At 73.3% G+C, this 17,304-nt stretch carries 13 protein-coding genes and 1 tRNA gene; 6 read left to right on the forward strand and 8 right to left on the reverse strand.

Annotated elements, in window-relative coordinates; all coding sequences use genetic code 11:
• Nucleotides 1–20 precede the first annotated feature (20 nt).
• From ABZS66_RS02820 to ABZS66_RS02840, 5 genes are all read right to left on the reverse strand, one after another.
• On the reverse strand, nucleotides 21–752 hold the full coding sequence (locus ABZS66_RS02820; RefSeq protein WP_354754498.1) for an FHA domain-containing protein: 732 nt from the start codon (nucleotides 750–752) through the stop codon (nucleotides 21–23).
• A 16-nt stretch (nucleotides 753–768) separates the two neighbouring features.
• Nucleotides 769–3,336, reverse strand: a complete 2,568-nt coding sequence (locus ABZS66_RS02825) for an FtsW/RodA/SpoVE family cell cycle protein (RefSeq protein WP_354754500.1) — start codon at nucleotides 3,334–3,336, stop codon at nucleotides 769–771.
• Nucleotides 3,333–4,118 carry an FhaA domain-containing protein gene (locus tag ABZS66_RS02830; protein WP_354754502.1) on the reverse strand — a complete coding sequence of 262 codons (786 nt, stop codon included), beginning with the start codon at nucleotides 4,116–4,118 and terminating at the stop codon, nucleotides 3,333–3,335. The genes ABZS66_RS02825 and ABZS66_RS02830 overlap by 4 nt, the downstream gene beginning before the upstream one ends.
• 66 nt (nucleotides 4,119–4,184) lie before the next feature.
• The gene (locus tag ABZS66_RS02835; protein WP_354754504.1) at nucleotides 4,185–5,318 is read right to left on the reverse strand and encodes a protein phosphatase 2C domain-containing protein; all 1,134 of its coding nucleotides are present in this window, start codon (nucleotides 5,316–5,318) and stop codon (nucleotides 4,185–4,187) included.
• A gap of 17 nt (nucleotides 5,319–5,335) precedes the next feature.
• On the reverse strand, nucleotides 5,336–7,981 hold the full coding sequence (locus ABZS66_RS02840) for a DUF4407 domain-containing protein (protein WP_354754506.1): 2,646 nt from the start codon (nucleotides 7,979–7,981) through the stop codon (nucleotides 5,336–5,338).
• Here ABZS66_RS02840 and ABZS66_RS02845 point away from each other — a divergent pair.
• Complete coding sequence (locus ABZS66_RS02845; RefSeq protein WP_354754507.1) at nucleotides 7,865–10,381, forward strand: LamG-like jellyroll fold domain-containing protein; 2,517 nt, start codon at nucleotides 7,865–7,867, stop codon at nucleotides 10,379–10,381. The genes ABZS66_RS02840 and ABZS66_RS02845 overlap by 117 nt on opposite strands.
• A gap of 53 nt (nucleotides 10,382–10,434) precedes the next feature.
• Nucleotides 10,435–11,583: an aromatic ring-hydroxylating dioxygenase subunit alpha gene (locus tag ABZS66_RS02850; protein WP_354754509.1), complete on the forward strand. Its 1,149-nt coding sequence runs from the start codon at nucleotides 10,435–10,437 to the stop codon at nucleotides 11,581–11,583.
• Here the strand turns inward: ABZS66_RS02850 and ABZS66_RS02855 are convergent.
• A complete protein-coding gene (locus ABZS66_RS02855; protein ID WP_354754510.1) occupies nucleotides 11,564–12,067 on the reverse strand; it encodes a GNAT family N-acetyltransferase in 504 nt (167 codons plus the stop codon). The genes ABZS66_RS02850 and ABZS66_RS02855 overlap by 20 nt on opposite strands.
• A gap of 50 nt (nucleotides 12,068–12,117) precedes the next feature.
• Here ABZS66_RS02855 and ABZS66_RS02860 point away from each other — a divergent pair, with 50 nt between their 5' ends.
• From ABZS66_RS02860 to ABZS66_RS02875, 4 genes are all read left to right on the forward strand, one after another.
• Nucleotides 12,118–12,456, forward strand: a complete 339-nt coding sequence (locus ABZS66_RS02860) for a metalloregulator ArsR/SmtB family transcription factor (RefSeq protein ID WP_354754512.1) — start codon at nucleotides 12,118–12,120, stop codon at nucleotides 12,454–12,456.
• Nucleotides 12,453–12,941 (forward strand): SRPBCC family protein, encoded by a 489-nt coding sequence (locus ABZS66_RS02865; RefSeq protein ID WP_354754514.1) that lies wholly within the window; start codon nucleotides 12,453–12,455, stop codon nucleotides 12,939–12,941. Before ABZS66_RS02860 ends, ABZS66_RS02865 begins: the two co-directional genes overlap by 4 nt.
• A gap of 54 nt (nucleotides 12,942–12,995) precedes the next feature.
• A tRNA-Arg gene (locus ABZS66_RS02870) sits at nucleotides 12,996–13,068 on the forward strand.
• A gap of 28 nt (nucleotides 13,069–13,096) precedes the next feature.
• Complete coding sequence (locus ABZS66_RS02875) at nucleotides 13,097–14,848, forward strand: ankyrin repeat domain-containing protein (protein WP_354754516.1); 1,752 nt, start codon at nucleotides 13,097–13,099, stop codon at nucleotides 14,846–14,848.
• Between the two features lie 119 nt (nucleotides 14,849–14,967).
• Here ABZS66_RS02875 and ABZS66_RS02880 read toward each other — a convergent pair whose 3' ends face one another.
• Both ABZS66_RS02880 and ABZS66_RS02885 read right to left on the reverse strand, forming a co-directional pair.
• The gene (locus ABZS66_RS02880) at nucleotides 14,968–15,303 is read right to left on the reverse strand and encodes a cyclic-phosphate processing receiver domain-containing protein (protein ID WP_354754517.1); all 336 of its coding nucleotides are present in this window, start codon (nucleotides 15,301–15,303) and stop codon (nucleotides 14,968–14,970) included.
• Between the two features lie 107 nt (nucleotides 15,304–15,410).
• On the reverse strand, nucleotides 15,411–17,267 hold the full coding sequence (locus ABZS66_RS02885; RefSeq protein ID WP_354754518.1) for a M48 family metallopeptidase: 1,857 nt from the start codon (nucleotides 17,265–17,267) through the stop codon (nucleotides 15,411–15,413).
• Nucleotides 17,268–17,304 lie beyond the last annotated feature (37 nt).

Consider the following 17,304-nt stretch of genomic DNA (forward strand, 5'->3'; position numbering starts at 1 on the left):
CCGTTGAGGTACCGCGGCCGTCACCGCCGCCAGATCGCGTGCTGGTCGAAGTCGAGCACCCCGTTGGCGGCGAGGAAGTAGGCGAGGTCGGCCCGCCGGGCGGTCACCTTGTCGCCGGTGTCGTAGCCGAGGCCGATCGCGTACTTGATGACCTCGGCGAGCGCGTGGGCCGGGTCCCGGCCGTGCTGCTGCTTGACCGCCGGGTCGCTGATCACCTCGGGCCGGCGCAGCGGCGGCCAGATGAGGAACTGCTGGTAGGCAAGGCAGAACCGCTCCAGGTTGGCGCCGAGGCGCTGGGCCGGGCTGTCGTGCAGCGGCGTGTCCTCGCCCGAGCCCACCCGCCGCCGGGGCGTGGCGTCGTCGATGCTGACCAGGACGCAGAACGCCCGCTCCCGGCGCAGCCCGCCGGTGAGCAGGAAGGCGTGCTCGCCGGCGCCCAGGCGGGCCTCGCCGTGCTCGGTCGCGACCCGCCAGCCCTCGGCCCACGGCCGGTGCTCGACGTGGTTGGCGTTGTTCCACTCGACGTACCAGGCGCCGCCCCGGTTGGTGAAGACGATCGCCCGGCGCGAGACGTACCTGTCGTCGAGCACGATGTCGCAGTCCTGCTCGCTGCGGCCGACGACGACCCGGGCGCCGGTCGGCCGGTAGACCCGGTCCAGGGTCAGCTCCGGCTCGTCGGGCACGGCCACCACCCACTCGCGCAGGTTGCGCTCCTGCAGCGGGCTGCTGCCCGACCAGACCTGCACCCTCATCGACCGCCTCCTCGTCTCATCCGTTCCCACAGGGCTTCGCGGGCTCGCCGCCCGTCGCCGTCATCGCCGCCCGCAGCACGGGCGCGGCGATCGGCGCGGCGTCCTTGCCGCCCGAGAGCGCCGCGTTGTCCTTCGCGCCGATCACCCGCACCGCCACCGCCACCCGGGGCGCGTCGAGCGGCGCGTAGGCGACCACCCACGCGTCGATCGACCCCTTGCCGGTGTCGGCCGTGCCGGTCTTCGCCGCCACCCCGAACGGCAGGCCGCCGAGCCGGGTCGCCGTGCCGTCGACGACCGCCCGCCGCATGCCGCCGGCGAGCGCGTCGGCGGTCGCCGGGCGCAACACCCTGACGGACGGCGCCACCGGCAGGGCGGTGAACCGGCCGTCGGCGCACGACCCGACGACGTACCGCGCGGTGCGCCGCTCGCCGTGCGCGGCGATCGTGCCGGCGACGACCGCCATCTGCAGCGGGGTGGCCCGGACGTCCTGCAGGCCGATGCCGTCGCGGGCCAGCGCGGCGCGGTCGGCCGGACCGGTGCCGACCGTGCTGGGCGTGACCGTCACGTCCGCGAGGGTGGCGCTGCCGAACCCGAACCGGGCGGCCGTGTCCCGCAGGCCCTCGAAGCCGACCTGCACCGCGTAGTCGGCGAAGCTCGTGTTGCAGCTCTCGGCGAGCGCCTCGGCGAGCGAGCCGCCGCAGGTCACGTTGTCCGCGTTGCGCACGCCCGCGTAGACGGCCCGGTGCGGGGTGTCGGCGGCCAGCCCGCGCTCGATCGCGGCCGCCCCGGTGACCAGCTTGAACGTCGACCCGGGCGGGGTGGCGAGGGCCGGTCCGGCCGACGGGATCGACACGTCCGCGAGCACCGAGAAGTCGCGCAGGTCGAGCACGACGACCGAGCCCGGCCGCCCGGCCAGGGCCGTGGTGGCCGCGCGCTGCACGTCGAGGCGCAGCCCCGTCACCACGTCGGGGTGCCGGCAGCCGCGGCCGATGAGCACGCCGAGGCCGGGCCCGTCGCATCGCTGGTCGGTCGCCGACATCCGCTCCAGGCCGGCGGCCAGCGGCGCCAGGTCGTCGAGCGGGAAGCGCCGGTCACCGGCCTCGGTCTCGGCCAGCGTCTCGCCGTCACGGGTGAGCAGCCGGCCGCGGTCGGTGGCCCAGTTGTCGGGGCGCGGCGAGGCGGCCGGCACCGGGCTGTGCAGCGTGACGACGGCCAGGCTGACCAGCGCGACCAGCCAGGCGGCGGCGAACCCGCGGTGCAGGATCGTCAGGCCGCGCTGGAAGCGCCGGCTGGCGACGGTGGCCGGTGCCTCCCCGGCGCTCGACGCGTAGAGCCCGAGCGCGGCCCCGGCGACCAGGGCGGTCGCCACCAGCGCGCTGCCGCCCTTGCTGAGCAGCGGCACCACCATGCCGGTGACCGGCACGACCCCGGCGGTGGCGAGCACGACGTACACCGACTGGAGGGTGAGCATCACCATCAGGGCGGCGACGGCGAGGCGCCGCGGCTCGTCGCGCATGCGGGTCGCCAGGCGCAGGGTGGCCACGCAGAGCACGGCGAGCAGCAGCACGTGGCCGGCCAGCCCGATCAGGCCGCGCTCCTCGCCGATGGCGACGAGCACGAAGTCGTTGGTGACGTTGGCGACGGCGTGCGGTGCGCCGTGGCCGAGGCCGGTGCCGAACCAGCCGCCGCGGGCGAGCGCCTGCAGTGCGGCGCCGGTGTTCTCGACCGCGCCGTCGCCGCGCACGGGCATCCGCCACTGCTCGACGCGCTCCTGGAGGCGGGCGACGGCGAGGTACGCGGCGGCTGCCGGCACCGGCAGCACGCCCAGCAGCGCCACCACGTACCGCGCCGGCGGGCGCTGGAGCAGGATGAGGACGATCGCGGTCAGGCCGAGGACCAGCGCCGGGCCGAGGTCGTGGTGCACCGCGGCGAGCAGGCCGGCCGCCAGCCCCACCGGCAGCAGGGCCCGCAACGTGTACCGCAGGGTGCCGTTGCGCAGCAGCGGCGCGGTCTCCTCCAGGGCCAGCGCCAGCCCGGCGAGCAGCAGGGGCCGGGCCAGCTCGGCCGGCTGGGCGGTGAAGCCCCCGACGGCGATCCAGGCCCGGGCGTCGTTGATCGTCCGGCCGAGCCCCGGCACCAGCGGCAGCAGCAGCAACGCCAGGCCGGCGAGCTGCAGCCGCCAGCCCGACGGCGTCCAGCCCGGCACCCGGCACAGCGCGAAGGCGGCCAGGAAGGCCGCGACGGCGAGCACCATCCAGCGCCCGACCTCGGTGGCGACGTCGTCGCCGACCAGCCGGACCTGCATGACGTACCCGAGGACGAGCAGCCCGCACACCGCGACCGCGACCCGCCGGGCGTCGGCGTCGGCGTACCGGTGCAGCACGAGCAGGATCGCGGTCACCGCGGCCGCGGCGACGGCGAGCGGCAGGACGACCGGCTCGCCGAGCGCGGCCAGGCCCACCGCGAGCAGCCCGGCGAGCACGGCCCCGGCGACCACCGAGCCGCGCACGCCGGCGACCGGGCGGAGCACCAGCGCGACCACCGCCACGAGCAGCAGCTGCCCCACAAGGTCAAACCCGCTCATCGCCGCACCAGCTTCAGCTTGTGGTCCTTGCCCAGCCGCAGCTCGGCGTCGCGGTCGACAGTGTGGCGGCCGACCTTGGCGTCGTCGACGAACGTGCCGTTGGTCGAGTTGAGGTCCTCGACCAGCAGCCTGCCGTCGCCGCGGACCGAGAGCCGCACATGCTGGCGGCTGGCGTTCCGGTCGGGCACGACGAGCCCGCACCGGTCGCCGCGGCCGATGGTGAGGCCCTGCCGCGGTACCGCCACCACCCGGCGGTCGGCGAGCACGAACCAGCCGTGCGCGAACGGCGTGCGGTCGTCGGCGTCCTTGGTCGTCGGGTCACCCTGGCTGCCGCCGTCGTACCGGAGGTGCAGGTGCGGCCGCCCCGCCGGCCGGTCGTCGGCGGCGGAGATCTCGATGGTGATCCGGCCCGGGTAGTGCCAGCCCTCGCGCTCGGCGATCGCCCGCCACTGCTCGTTGAGCTCGTCCTCGACGAGCTCGCGATGCCGCTGGAGCAGCTCGGCCTCGGCGGGCGCGAGGGTCACCTGGACCCGCGGCGGCAGGATCGTGGTCGCGAGGGACTTGTCCGCGCTGCGGACGACGCCGTCGCGGATGAGCCGGGACAGCCGGCGCAGCCGCGAGCCGGCGGGCATCGCCGGCAGCTTCCCGGCCATGGCCGCACGGGCCCTGGTGAACGTCGAGGGGCCGAGCGCCGCCGCGAGGACGGCGGCGACGGCAAGCAGCAGCAGCGGTACCACCAATGCGTTGACCATGGCGCTCTCCTGGTTGTGGCGTTGATCCACGATCAGTAGGGCACGGCCGGTGGCCGCGGATGTAGGACCGATCGGTCCGCCGGGATGTTCCCGGCGTCACCACCGGCGGGGCGGGCCGGGCTCGCCGGCCTCTCCGCCCTCGACGACGAGGTCGGCGACGACGACGCTGACGTTGTCGCTGCCGCCCGCGCCGAGCGCGGCGCGCACGAGGGCCTGGGAGGCCTCCCGCGCCGGCATCCGGCGGGTGTCCACGAGCTGGCGCAGCACCATCTCGGGCTGCATCTGACCGTGGAAGCCGTCGCTGGCGAGGACCAGCCGGTCGCCGACCCGCATCCGCAGCTTCCACTCGTCGCCGTAGGGCAGGATGCCGGCCGCGATCGCCCGCACCAGCACCCCGCCGCGGTCGCGGTGGCTGGCCGTGAGCAGCTGCGGCGGCCGCTCGCCCTCGAGGAGCCAGACGGCGCCGTCACCGATGTGCGTGCCCCGCACGTGCGCGCTCGACCCGGGCTCGCCGAGGACGACCGCGTCGAGGGTGGTCGCCATGCCCTCCAGGGCGGGTTCGGCGGCGACGGCCCCGAGCAGCGCGGCGGCGCACTCGCGCAGGCTCAGCTGCAGGTCGATCTCGTCGGGCGGGGTGTGCCGCAGCCCCGACCGGAGCATGCGCAGCACGATCATCGAGGCGGTGTCGCCGGCCGGGCCGCCGCCGACGCCGTCGGCGACCGCGATGAGCGGCGGCTGGCCCAGCACCGAGTCCTGGTTGTCCTCGCGGCGGAACCCGGCGTGGCTCTCGGCCCAGACGTGCCAGGCCGGGCTGGGGCGGCGGGTGGCCGGCGGCCGGTCGAACAGGTTCGGCGGCCGGTCGGCGGCTCTGGTCCGCGTCGCCGTGGCCATCATCACGGCCGGGCCGGGGCCGTTGTCCGGGGTGGGCTCGCGGTCCGCCAGTACCGCCGGATCCGGCCGCCGCCGCAGCAGCTCCTGCAGGTCGTCGGCCGGCTCGCGGGCCGGCTGCCGGTTGCGCGGCGCGGGCCGCTCCGGCCGGTGGGACGCCGGGATCGCCGGCGCGTCCTCGGGCAGCAGCGGGGTCCGCTCCGGCAACCGCACAGTGGGCTGCTCGGTGTGGTCGAGATCCATCGCCGTCCGCTCGATCGACACGGTGACGTCGACGACGGGACGGCGGCGCAGGGTCCGCCGCACGACCCTCAGCCATCGGCGCTGGTCCTTGTCGGGCATCGCTGGCTCCTCGGTGCTCAGAAGATCTGCTTGGGGGTGGCCGAGCCGTCGGTGCCGGTCGGTGGCGGCTGCGCGCCGAAGGCGGCCTGGGGCTGCCGGGCCGATCCGTTCGCGCCGCCGCCGTTGACGTGCCCGTAGCCGCTGCCGTTGGTCGGCTGCTTCGGAATCGTTGTGGTGACGGACCGCCGCCCCTCCGCGTCGTGGTCGAGCTTCACCTTCGCGTAGTCACGCCGGTTCCGGTTGAGGGCGTGCAGCTGCCGCAGGGCCCGGGCCACCGCGGTCTCGGCCGGCCCGCCGCCGGCGCGGCGCACGGGGTCGGTCTGCGTCCACAGCTCGACGAGGTCGGCGACGTGCTTGGGGATCTCCGGGTTGAGCCGGTCCAGCCGGACCGGGCGGAGCCCCTGGTGGTAGGCGTCGGCGCGGCCGTCGTAGTCGCCGGGGAGCCGGTTCGCGTCGAGCTCGCGCTCGATCGGGACCTTCCCGCTGATCAGCCAGTAGGCCAGCGCGCCGATCGCGTAGAGGTCGACGAGCTCGCCGCTGACCGACCCGCCGTTGCCGGCGACCTGCTCCGGGGCGCACCACCGCCAGTGCGTGCGGTGCTGCCGGGCGTTGGCGTCGAACACCTGGTACGAGATGCCCCAGTCGGCGACGTGCGCCTCGGTCCGGCCCTTGTCCCCGCCCTTGAGCAGGATGTTGTCGGCCTTGATGTCACCGTGGACCACGCCGGCCTGGTGCGCGTTGGCGACCGCGAACGCGACGTGCTCGAGGATCTTCAGGCACCAGGCGAGGTCCCGCTGCCGGCCGGCGCCGGTCATGCAGTACTCGCGCAGCGAGCCGGGCGTGTAGTAGGGGTAGACCACGTAGGCGTGCGCGTTGTTCATCGCGCCGGCGTCGATGAGCTCCACCATGTGCTCGCCGCCGGGCGTGCCGCGCACCTCGTTCCACCAGCCGGTGTCCTGCTGCTTGGCCGAGATCTTGACCGCGACCTCCTGCTGGTTGCGGGTGTCGACGGCGTGCCAGACCGTGCCGAAGGTGCCGCTGCCGATGACGCGGGTGAGCTGCCACCGGCCGCCGACGAGGTCGCCCGCCTGGGGCGGCAGGCTGTTGTTGGCCGGGCCGCCGCCGGAGATGCTGGGGTCGAAGCCGCCGGAGGGCGCCATGGACCAGGGCCCGCGCCGGCGGCGCCGCTTGGGGCGCCCGGGCTTGACCCGGTTGGCCAGCCAGTCGGCGAGCCAGGCGCTGCCCTCGATGAGCCGGAGCTGCCGGTCCCGGGAGGCCTGCCGCTGCGCGGCACTGATCTCGCGGTCGACCTGCCGGTCGAGCTCGATCTCCTCGGCGGCGTACTGGTCGACCTTGCCGTCGAAGGCCGTCTTCTTCGCCTCGGTGAGCTTGATGTTCTGCTGCAGCTCGGCGCGCAGCCGCCGGTCGTAGGCCGAGCCGGACAGCTTGAGCACGACGACCGAAAGCTCGAAGAGCAGCAGGAACAGCGACAGCGTCCAGCGGATGATCGCCGCCGTCGGCTCGGCCGCGACGTAGCGGGACAGGGCCTTGTGCCGGGCGATCAGGCCGTCCGCGTTGATGTAGTCGCGCACCTTCCGCTCGACGTCGGTCGCTTTCTCCTTGTCGAGCGCGGCGACGTCGGCCTCGTATCTGCCCTGAATCGCGGGGAGCTCGAGCTCCTTTTGCCGGGCCTCGCCGTCCTTTTCCTCGGCCTGCTCCTTGAGGCCGCGGCAAATCGGACCACAACCGCCCGTTCCGCTGCTTCGCTCGCCTTTTTCCTCCTTGTCGGCCTCGGCCCGCAGTTCGCCGGCTTTCGCGCGCAGCTCGGCAATTGCCGCTTTCGCCGTGTTCACCGGCTCCAGCGCCGCCGCCTTCTTTCCGGCCTGGGTCGCCTCGACCTCCCGCTCGAAGGCGGGGCGCTGTGCCTCGGCGTCGCGAATGAGCTGCTGCTGGATCTCCTTTTCGAAGACCTTGGATGTGATCGGCTCGCTGACCAGCACCGCGATGGTCAGCGCGATGAGGATTCGGGGAAGGTAGAGGAACAGCCCACGGGCCCGGCCGCCGGCATTGACGGTGGTCGCCACCACCCGGTCGAGGCCGAAGATGATGAGCGACCAGAACGCCGAGATGCCGATTCGGACGTTCAGCGGCAGGCCTTCGACGGCATATCCGGTCAGCACGAACATCGCGCCGCCGCCGGCCAGGCTCACCAACACAATGAGCATGCCCGTGTTGATGTATCGGTTGCGCTCGGCCCGGTTCAACAACTCCGGGCTCGCGCCAGCACACCAGATCAGGAATCTGCCCACGGATTGATCTTTTGTCAACCGCCCGATGGCAACAAGGACCCAGCGGTCCGGATCACCACCGAATGGGCGAGGCAAACCCGTCCGTGTCGCGGTCCATTCTGGGTCGGCGTGTCGCCGCTGTTCGATCGTGTCGCATCGGACCGTCTTGACCGAGACATCTTGACGGAACCTGGTGAACTTTGTTGGTATGGGTTCGCTTCGATGGTCCGCCACACCCCCTCGAAGGAGGACCCCCGCATGTCCAGACACAGACGTCTCCGGCAAGCCCTCATCACCGCCGTCACCGCCCTGGCCGTCGGACTGGCCACTCCGGCCGCCGCGGCGCCGCCGCTGCCCGACGCTCCCGCGTGGCACGTCGGCATCCCACCGATCGCCACGAAGTGGACCGGGCAGGTCGGGCCGAACAACGCGCTGCCCGAGTACCCGCGGCCACAGCTGACCCGCGACAAGTGGCAGAACCTCAACGGCGTGTGGGAGTTCGCCCGCGCCGCCGCCGGGCAGGCCGTGCCCACCGGCCAGAGCCTCGCCGAGCGGGTGCTCGTGCCGTACCCGATCGAGTCGGCACTGTCCGGGATCCAGCGTCATGAGGACCGGATGTGGTACCGCCGGACCTTCACGGTCCCGGCAACGTGGAAGGTCGGGAGCGGCCAGCGGCTGGTCCTGCACTTCGGCGCGGTCGACTACGACGCCAAGGTGTGGGTCAACGGCACCCAGGTGGCGACCCACCGCGGCGGCTACGACGGCTTCGACGTCGACGTCACCGGCGCGCTGACGGCGAGCGGGCCGCAGGAGCTCATCGTCTGGGCCGAGGACCTCACCGACGCGACCGGGCAGCCGATCGGCAAGCAGCGCCGGGTCGGCGACCGCGGCATCTTCTACCAGGGCAGCTCCGGCATCTGGCGGACGGTCTGGATGGAGCCGGTGCCGGCCGCGAGCATCACCGGGCTCAAGCTGACCCCGGATGTGGCCGCCGGCGTGCTCCGGCTGACCGCCGCGACCGACGGCGCGACCAGCGGGCTGCAGGTCCAGGCCGTGGCCAGGAACGGCAGCAAGGTCGTCGGCCGGGCCACCGGCGCCCCCGGCGCCGAGCTGGCCGTGCCGGTGCCGAACGCGAAGCTGTGGTCGCCGGACGACCCGTTCCTGTACGACCTCCAGGTCACCCTGGTCTCCGGCACACAGGCGGTCGACCAGGTCGGCTCCTACTTCGGCATGCGCTCGATCGGCACCCTGCGCGGGGCCGACGGCAAGCTGCGCATCGCGCTCAACGGCAGGATCCTGTTCAACCTGGCCAACCTCGACCAGGGCTTCTGGCCCGACGGGCTGAACACCGCGCCGACCGACGCGGCGCTGAAGTGGGATCTCCAGCAGGACAAGGCGATGGGCTTCAACGCCGTGCGCAAGCACATCAAGGTCGAGCCCGACCGCTGGTACTACTGGGCCGACAAGCTGGGCCTGATGATCTGGCAGGACATGCCCTCGGCGAACACCGGGCCGATCCCGGCCGAGTGGCGCGACCAGTTCGAGGCGGAGCTGCACGAGATGGTCCGCGAGCACCAGAGCTGGACCTCGATCGTGGCCTGGGTGCCGTTCAACGAGGGCTGGGGCGAGTGGGACCGGGCCGCGACCGGGCGCATCGCCGACGAGGTCAAGGCCCAGGACCCGACCCGCCTGGTCAACGCCCACAGCGGCGTGAACTGCTGCAACTCGCACGGCGACTCGGGCCGCGGCGACGTGGTCGACTTCCACCAGTACGTCGGGCCGGCGTCGCCGGCGCCCAGCGGCGACCGGGTGGCGATCGACGGCGAGCACGGCGGCTTCGGCCTCAAGACGTCCAACCACATGTGGTTCGGCGACGGGTTCGCCTACGAGATGACGCCCGACAAGGCCGCGCTGACCGCCAAGTACGTCGAGAACACCCGGGCCGTGCTCACCTCGGCCAGGATGTGCGGGATCAGCGCGTCGATCTACACCCAGATCACCGACGTGGAGGCCGAGCTCAACGGGTTCTTCACCTACGACCGCCAGGTCACCAAGATGGACCTCAAGCAGGTCAAGACGGTGAACGAGCAGGTGATCAGGGGTGCCGACGGGTCGGCCGGCAACGTGCCGCAGCCGCCGGCGGGCACGCCCGGGCTGACCGGCATCGCGTTCTACCCGCTCGACGAGACCGGCGGCACGACCGCGGCCGACGCGGCCGGTGACAACGACGGGTCGCTGGTGGGCGGCGCCGCGTTCGTGGCCGGCCGCAACGGCAACGGCGTGGCGCTCGACGGCGGCTCGCAGTACATCGACATCGGCAAGCCGTTGCTGAACACGGCGTCGGACTACACCGCCGCCGCGTGGGTGCGGCTCGACAAGGCCGACGGCGCCTTCCAGACCGTCGTCAGCCAGGACGGGCCGACCAACAGCGACTTCTACCTGCAGTACAGCGGCGCCGACCAGCGCTTCGCGATGAGCTTCGCGGGCGTGCGCGCCCTCGCTCCCGCGAAGCCGGCCGTGGGCCAGTGGTACCACCTGGTCGGCGTCCGCGACACGGTCAAGGGTGAGCTGCGGCTGTACGTCGACGGCGAGCTCGCCGGCACGGCCGGCGCCTGCCTGCCGCAGGCCGGCCCGACCGGCAACACGGTGATCGGCCGCGGCAAGTTCGGCGGCAACCCGGTCGACTACCTCGACGGCACCGTCGACCAGGTCCACCTGTACGACCGCGCCCTGTCACCGACCGAGATCCGGGAGCTGTACGCGTCCGGGAGCTGACCTTCAGTGATCGTGGTGGCGCCGGCGGGTTCGCCGGCGCCATCATGGTCTCTATGGCGGCACCGCTTGACCCCCTGGCCCTCCAAGCGGCGCTGCGGCCGTTCGGGGAGTCGCTGACCCTGCCCGCGGCGGCCTACACCGACCCTTCCGTGCTCGCCTGGGAGCGACGGCACCTCTTCGCCGGCGGCTGGACCTGCGTCGGGCGGCTCGCCGAGCTGTCCGACGGCGGCAACCAGCGCGCCGTGACCGTGGGGGATGTGGGTGTACTGCTGACGTTCGGCCCGTCCGGCGTCCGCGCGTTCGCCAACGTGTGCCGGCACCGGGGCCACGAGCTGCTGCCCGACGGCGCGTCGGCCGATCGCCCCTCGGCCGTCTGCCCCTATCACGGCTGGGCGTTCAAGCTCGACGGGTCGCTGGCGACGGCGCCGCACATGGCCGGCGTGGCGAACTTCGACCCTGCCGCGCTCGGGCTGGTCGAGCTGCGGGTCTCCGTGTGGCAGGGCTGGCTGCTGGTCAACTCCGGTGCGGAGGCTCCGTCGCCGCTCGAATACGTCGGGGCGCTCGACGGGCTGCTCTCGCAGTACGACATGGAGTCCTTGCGGCTCGGCGACCGGCATGTCTATGACGTGGCGGCCAACTGGAAGGTCATCGTCGAGAACTACCAGGAGTGCTACCACTGCCCCCTCATCCACCCGGAGCTGTGCAAGGTTTCGCCGCCGACCTCCGGCGACAACTGGGCGCTGCCGGGCGCGTGGGTCGGCGGCTCCATGGACCTGCGCGACCACGCCGAGACGATGTCCTTCGACGGGCGGGGCCCGGGCGTTTTCATCGGCGGCGCGCCACGGCGCACGATCCTCTACGTGGCGCTGTTCCCCAACCTGCTGATCTCGGCGCATCCCGACTACGTGATGACGCACCGCCTGACGCCGGTCGAGCCCGGGCGGACGACGATCGAGTGCAGCTGGTACTTCGAGCCGTCGATCACCTCGACGGCGTACGCGGTCGACTTCTGGGACCTGACGAACCGGCAGGACTGGGCCGCCTGCGAGTCGGTGCAGCGCGGGGTGTCGTCCCCGCACTTCGTCCCCGGCCCGCTCGCCTCGAACGAGGACGCCGTCTACCAGTGGATCTCGCTGGTCGCGAGCGCCTACGTCGACCCGGCGGCGGCCCTGCGCGCGGCGGTCAGCCCAGTTTCTTCGTGAGCGTCTCGAACGCGAGGTCGTCCCGGCGGGGCCGGCCGAAGCGCTCGTCGCCGTAGGGGAACGGCGACACTTCACCCGTGCGCGCGTAGCCGCGCCGCACGTACCAGGCGATGAGGTCCTCGCGCTGGACGATGACCGTCATGCGCAGCTCCCCGGCGCCCCACTCGTCGCGGGCGTAACGCTCGGCCTCGGCGAGCAGGCTTCTGCCCCGGTGCTGGCCCTGGCGGGCCGGGTCGACGGCGAACATCCCGAAGTACGCGTAGCCGTCGCGCCGCTCCAGCTGGCAGCACGCCGCGCCGTCGTCGTCGATGAGCACGGTTGACTGCTCGATGGCGCTCCGCACCATGTCGGCGTCGACGCGCTGGCCGTCCAGCAGGTCCGCCTCGGTGGTCCAGCCGGCCCGGCTGGCATCGCCGCGGTAGGCGGACTGGACGAGGTCGACGAGTCGGTCGACGTCTGCGGGCTCGGCTCTCTTGAAGTGCATGCGCCCAGTATCGCTTGCGTCTCGCGTAACCCATTGGTTACGCTTCCGCCGTGGACCTCGTCGCGGCGGCCGTCGCCGACCCCGTGCGCCGCAGCATCCTCACGCTGCTGCGGTCCGGCCCGGTGCCGGCCGGCGAGATCGCCGCCCGGTTCCCGATCAGCCGGCCCGCGATCAGCCGCCACCTGCGGGTGCTGCGGGAGAGCGGCCTGGTGCGCGACACGCTGGTCGGGCGGAAGCGGCTGTACGAGCTGGACCCGGCACCGGTCGCGCCGCTGGTCGAGTGGCTGACCCAGCTCGGGCGGCCCGACGGCTGGGAGCACCGCTTCGACGCGCTGGAGACCGAGGTGTACCGCACCCGCCGCTTCACGAGAAAGGAACGCTCCGCATGACCAACGCACCGACCGGCCGACTGTTCGGCAAGGACCTCGTGCTGACCCGCTCGTTCCGCGCGCCGATCGACGACGTGTGGGCCTCGGTGACGGAGCCGGAGCGCACGGCCCGCTGGTTCGGCCCGTGGAAGGGCACACCCGGGCCGGGCGAGACGATCCAGGTCCAGATGTCGTTCGAGTCCGGCGCACCGTGGATGGACATGACCATCGACGCCTGCGAGCCACCGACCCGCCTGGCAATGTCCAGTGTGGACGACCACGGCGTCTGGCGCCTGGAGCTCCTGCTGTCCTCGCCGTCGCCGTTGCAGACCGAGATGCGGTTCGTCCAGCACCTGAAGACGCTCGACGGCCTGGGCGAGATCGGCCCCGGCTGGGAGTACTACCTGGATCAGCTGGTGGCCTCCCGCCTTTCGGAGCCGCTGCCGTCCTTCGACGACTACTACCCGTCGATGCAGTCGCACTACGAGTCCCTGCGGGGCGCCTGACCCGCCCTACCCGGCCCCGGTGGACCCGGCGATGCCGTAGGCTCGGCGCCGCGGTAGGCCGTAGTGCAGAGGTCGTCACACCAGCTTGCGTAGATGGAAGACGCCGGTTCGAATCCGGTCGGCCTACCGCCTGTTCCCCCTCCGGAGGTCGAACCGTGCTCACCACGCTGCGCCGAGACATCCCGCAGTGGCGCCGGATCCGGGCCGAGGCCCTGCCACCGCACGTGGTCGAGGCGGCGGCCGCGGCCCGTGCGGTCGGCGACTGGCGGCGGGCGGCCGAGCTGGCCCGCACCCAGGTGAGCATCGACCTCGACGCGACCCGCATACGCTTCGGCGGCGTGGCCGCGGACGAGCTCGAGGACGACCTGCGGCACCTGTGCCTGGACCTGCTGTGGTGGCACCTCCCCCGGCACCGCGGCGGCATGACGACCCTCCACCCCCGCGTGAGCGCCGTGCTGGCACCGTCGGCGGACGCCGAGACCGGCCCCCTGCTGCGGGTACGCCTGCCGAAGTCCCCCGCCGGCCCCCAACGCCTGCACCTCGACGTGACAAGCTTCGACGAGCTGGAGAACGAGCGGTGGTACGTCGCGCCGCGGTACACCTGGGACGTCCGCGAGACCGCGGGACTCCGGTCGGCGTGGGGCGGCTCGCCGGCTCGCATGCCGCTGCTCACTCCCGACGGCCGCCCGCTGCCCGCGGACCAGCTCGGCGTGGGCGACGACGAGGCGGCCAGGACCGAACGCGTGTACCTCCGCCTGGCCGCCGGCGACCTGGCGACGGCCTGGGCGGAGTGCGGCTTCGACGTCACGGAGGTCGACCCGGAGGCCCTCCAGCACGGCGGCGTGGGCCCGGCCTGCCCGGTCGGCCTGGCGGAGGAGGTCCGCGCGGCGTCGAGGGTCTTCAACGCGAGCCAGGTCAACACCCTGTACGGCGCCCGCCTGGACATCGACCTCCCCGACGCGCCGTCGCCGTCGAGGTCGCCGTGGAGCGAGCCCGCCTCCGACGCGTCCGCCGCTCCTGCCTCCGCCGCTCCTGCCTCCGCCGCCCCTGCCTCCGCCGCCCCCACTGCATCCGCCGCCTCCGCTGCCTCCGACGCCGAGCAGCCCGGCGCGACCGCGGCGCAGCCCGGCGCTCTCTCGGCGGTCGGGTCAGATCTGGGCGACTACCTGGAGATCCCGGTCCGGGTGGCCACCGACGGCGTGCCCGCCGACCTGATCCTGATCGCCGCCGGCCACCGCGCCCCGGGCGACCTGCACCCATTGATGCGGGCGGCCCTGTTCTCGTCGCCTCCCGCCGGCCATCTCCGCCCGCCACCACGCCCGGCGGCACCCCCGACGGCCCAGGTCCGCTGCCAGGGCACCTGGCACACCATGACGATCGCCGACGGCAGACTCCGGATGGAGCACCATTCGGACGCTGAGGCACAGCGGGAGGAAACGCTCCGGGCCTTGGGCGGCACCAGCACAGGCTGCTTCGCCATCCAACTGGCCTGGACGACGGGCACGGGCCGCCTGCCGCACACACTCTCGGCAACGGTCCGCGAGGTACGCCACCGCATGCAACACGGCGACACCCCCTGGCTCCTGGAGGGCCTGCGGGAGGGCATGATCGACCCGCTGATGCGCGACCCGAACGGCTGGTCGCTGCTCCACATGGCGATGTGGGTCGACTTCCGCCAGGTGGTCCCGGGCCTGCTCCAGGACGGCGTACCCGTGGACGCCAGAGACAAGATCGGCCGCACGCCGCTCTACCTGGCGGCCATGAACGGCGGCCACCCCGACTTCATGCGCCTGCTGCTGGCCTGCGGCGCCGACCCGAGGGCCGAGACGGAGTACGGCGCCTACCCGTCTTACATCGCCAGACACCGCAACGACTGGCAGGACCTGACCTTCCTGTCCGCACTCTGACCACCCGGCAGGGCAACGGCAACCCCCGCACCCCACCGCACAGGCGCCGCACCGCACAAGCCCGTGCAACGTCGAGCCCGGCGGGACCCCGGAGCGTCGCACCTGCGGCGCCACCGCACTCAGCCGCCGGTGTAGCCGACCGCGGGCGACCCGGTGGCGGTGCGGACCTCGTAGCCCCAGCGGCGCAAGGCTTGGATCACCTTCGCCGCCCCCGGCGGGTTGGACGAATGGACCTGGATGACCCCGACGTCGAACGGCCGCTCCTCAAACGCGGCCCGCTCCAGCACCTCGACCACCGGCCACACCGTGTCCGCGCCGCCGAGATCGTGGTCCAGCCACAGCTCGTCGATCCGCTCGCCCCGCAACCTCAACAGCAACTCGACGGCCGCGGCGCTACTGCGAACCACCTCGGCCGCCCGCCCGTCCACGAACGACCGCAGATCGTCCACGAGCACGACCCACCCGCGCGGCCCGCGCTCACCACCACCGCGCTCACCACCACCGCGCTCACCACCACCGCGCCCGCCACCGTCGGCCCGCCCAGCCACAACGCCGCCCTGGGCTACGCCTGCTGGGGTTGCGTGACGAAGGGGTCCAGGGCGCTGCGTAAGAGGTCGTCGTCGTTCTTGTCCAAGGTCTCGCCGGTCCAGGGCTGGAGAAGCTCGACGGTCTCGCCGCTGTGTAACGTCACGGCCACCCGGACCGGGACGCGCTTCAGGATCGTGGCGCCGGCGATGTCCTCGTACGCCAGGAAGCGGTGGCGGCGGGCCAGCTCCTCCACCGGGGCCGACTGGAGGATCTGGAGCAGGCGCTGCTTGCCGTCGTCCGTCTTCTTCGGGCCCGGCACCAGGAGCAGGCCGTTGTCCAGGATCAGGACGTCGAAGTGGTCCTTGCCGGACTTCATGTTGGCGATGCCGCCCAGAACGTCGGCGCCCGCGGCGGAAGCCGTGACGGACTGCTGGCGGGCCGCGGTGATGCTCACGCCCAGGTCCGTCAGGCGCTGGCGGGCCGCCGGCACCCCGGACTGGTCGGCGGCCAGCTTGGCCAGCCCGCCGATCGGCATAGGGGTGCCGTCGGCGGCGACGAACTCGGCGCCGCTGCTCCACGAGTGCTGCCAGCGGGCGCCGGAGCCGGCCCGGGCGGCCAGGGCGATGGCGGCGCCGATGTGGCCGGCCAGTGCCTTGGGCAGGTCCTCGGCATCGGCGTGCGGGGCCACCGCCCGTCCCAGGTCGGCCGCACGGCCCCGCTCGACCAGGTCGAGCACCAGGCCCAGGTCGCCCTGCGGCGCCTGGCCGAGCCGGGCGGCGGCGCGGAAGAGCACGTCGGCCTCCCGCTGCGCGCTCGCCGCGATGCCGGCGTCGGTCAGCTCCTCCCACGGCAGCAGCGTGCGGCCCTCGATGGCGAGTTGCTCGTGCTGGAGCCGGGTCGCCAGGCCGGCCGGGTCGCGCAGCAGCACCGCGGCCGGGCGGTCGTCGGGGGCCACGCCCGAGTCGGCCATCGCCTCCATGGCGCGGATCCGGTCGGCGATCGGCGGGTGCGAGTCCCACCGCGAGCCCTCGCTCGGCGGCGCCTCGGAGCGCAGCTCGGCCAGCTCGCCGGCGCGGCCGCGCAGCAGCTCGGGGAAGCCGCCGAAGACGTCGCGGGGCGCGAGCTTCGCGTCCCAGCCGATGGTGACGTACTTGCCCACGAAGAAGTCCCACGCCGCGTCGACGACCGGCAGGTCACGCATCGCGCGGACCGCGGTGCTGCGCCCCGCCACGCGCACGGAGAACTCGTCGGCCTCGTACTCCATCCGGCGGCTCACGGCCTGCTCGACCAGGATGTAGACCCGTGCGTACAGCGTGAAGAGGCGCCCGACGAGCGTCGACGGACCGATCTGGGCCACCGTCTGCACGATCGCCATGCGCCCGCGGTGGGCGAGGGCGCCGACGCGCGTGTGGCTGCCCGAGTAGTGCCCGAGCTCGTGGGCCAGCACCGACCGCAGCTGCCCGACCGTGAAGGCCTGGATGAGGGGCATCCCGATGTACATGATGCGCCGCCCGCCGACGAGACCGAGGAGCCTGGTGTGCTCCGCGACGGCCGCGTTGACCTCGGGCACCAGCCGGATCTCGTCGGGCGCGCGGGTGCCCACCTGCGTGGCGAGCGTCCGCGCGGCGTCCCACAGCTCCGGCGCCGCCTGCGGCTGCACCTCCACGCCGGACGGGTCGCCCGGCTTCGCCCGCACGATCTTCCAGAAGGCGACGGCCAGGCCGACCGCGGCGGCGATCGTGACCCAGCTGACCTTCCCGGCCGCCGCTCCCGCGTGCTCGCGCCACATCCACACGGACAGCCAGCCCAGCCCCACGATGACGCCGATGGCCAGCAGGTAGAAGCCGGCGAGCAGGGCGACCGACACGGCCGCGCGGATGCTGGTTTTCACTGGTCTGGTTCCCCCGGTGCGATGAGTGGACCCGATT

The organism is Dactylosporangium sp. NPDC005572, assembly GCF_040605515.1.
Classification (GTDB): domain Bacteria; phylum Actinomycetota; class Actinomycetes; order Mycobacteriales; family Micromonosporaceae; genus Dactylosporangium.

Coding starts and splice junctions, on each gene's coding strand:
- ABZS66_RS02820 (WP_354754498.1), bottom strand. CDS start 752: ATGAGGGTGCAGGTCTGGTCGGGCAGCAGCCCGCTGCAGGAGCGCAAC.
- ABZS66_RS02825 (WP_354754500.1), bottom strand. CDS start 3,336: ATGAGCGGGTTTGACCTTGTGGGGCAGCTGCTGCTCGTGGCGGTGGTC.
- ABZS66_RS02835 (WP_354754504.1), bottom strand. CDS start 5,318: ATGCCCGACAAGGACCAGCGCCGATGGCTGAGGGTCGTGCGGCGGACC.
- ABZS66_RS02845 (WP_354754507.1), top strand. CDS start 7,865: ATGTCCAGACACAGACGTCTCCGGCAAGCCCTCATCACCGCCGTCACC.
- ABZS66_RS02850 (WP_354754509.1), top strand. CDS start 10,435: ATGGCGGCACCGCTTGACCCCCTGGCCCTCCAAGCGGCGCTGCGGCCG.
- ABZS66_RS02855 (WP_354754510.1), bottom strand. CDS start 12,067: ATGCACTTCAAGAGAGCCGAGCCCGCAGACGTCGACCGACTCGTCGAC.
- ABZS66_RS02865 (WP_354754514.1), top strand. CDS start 12,453: ATGACCAACGCACCGACCGGCCGACTGTTCGGCAAGGACCTCGTGCTG.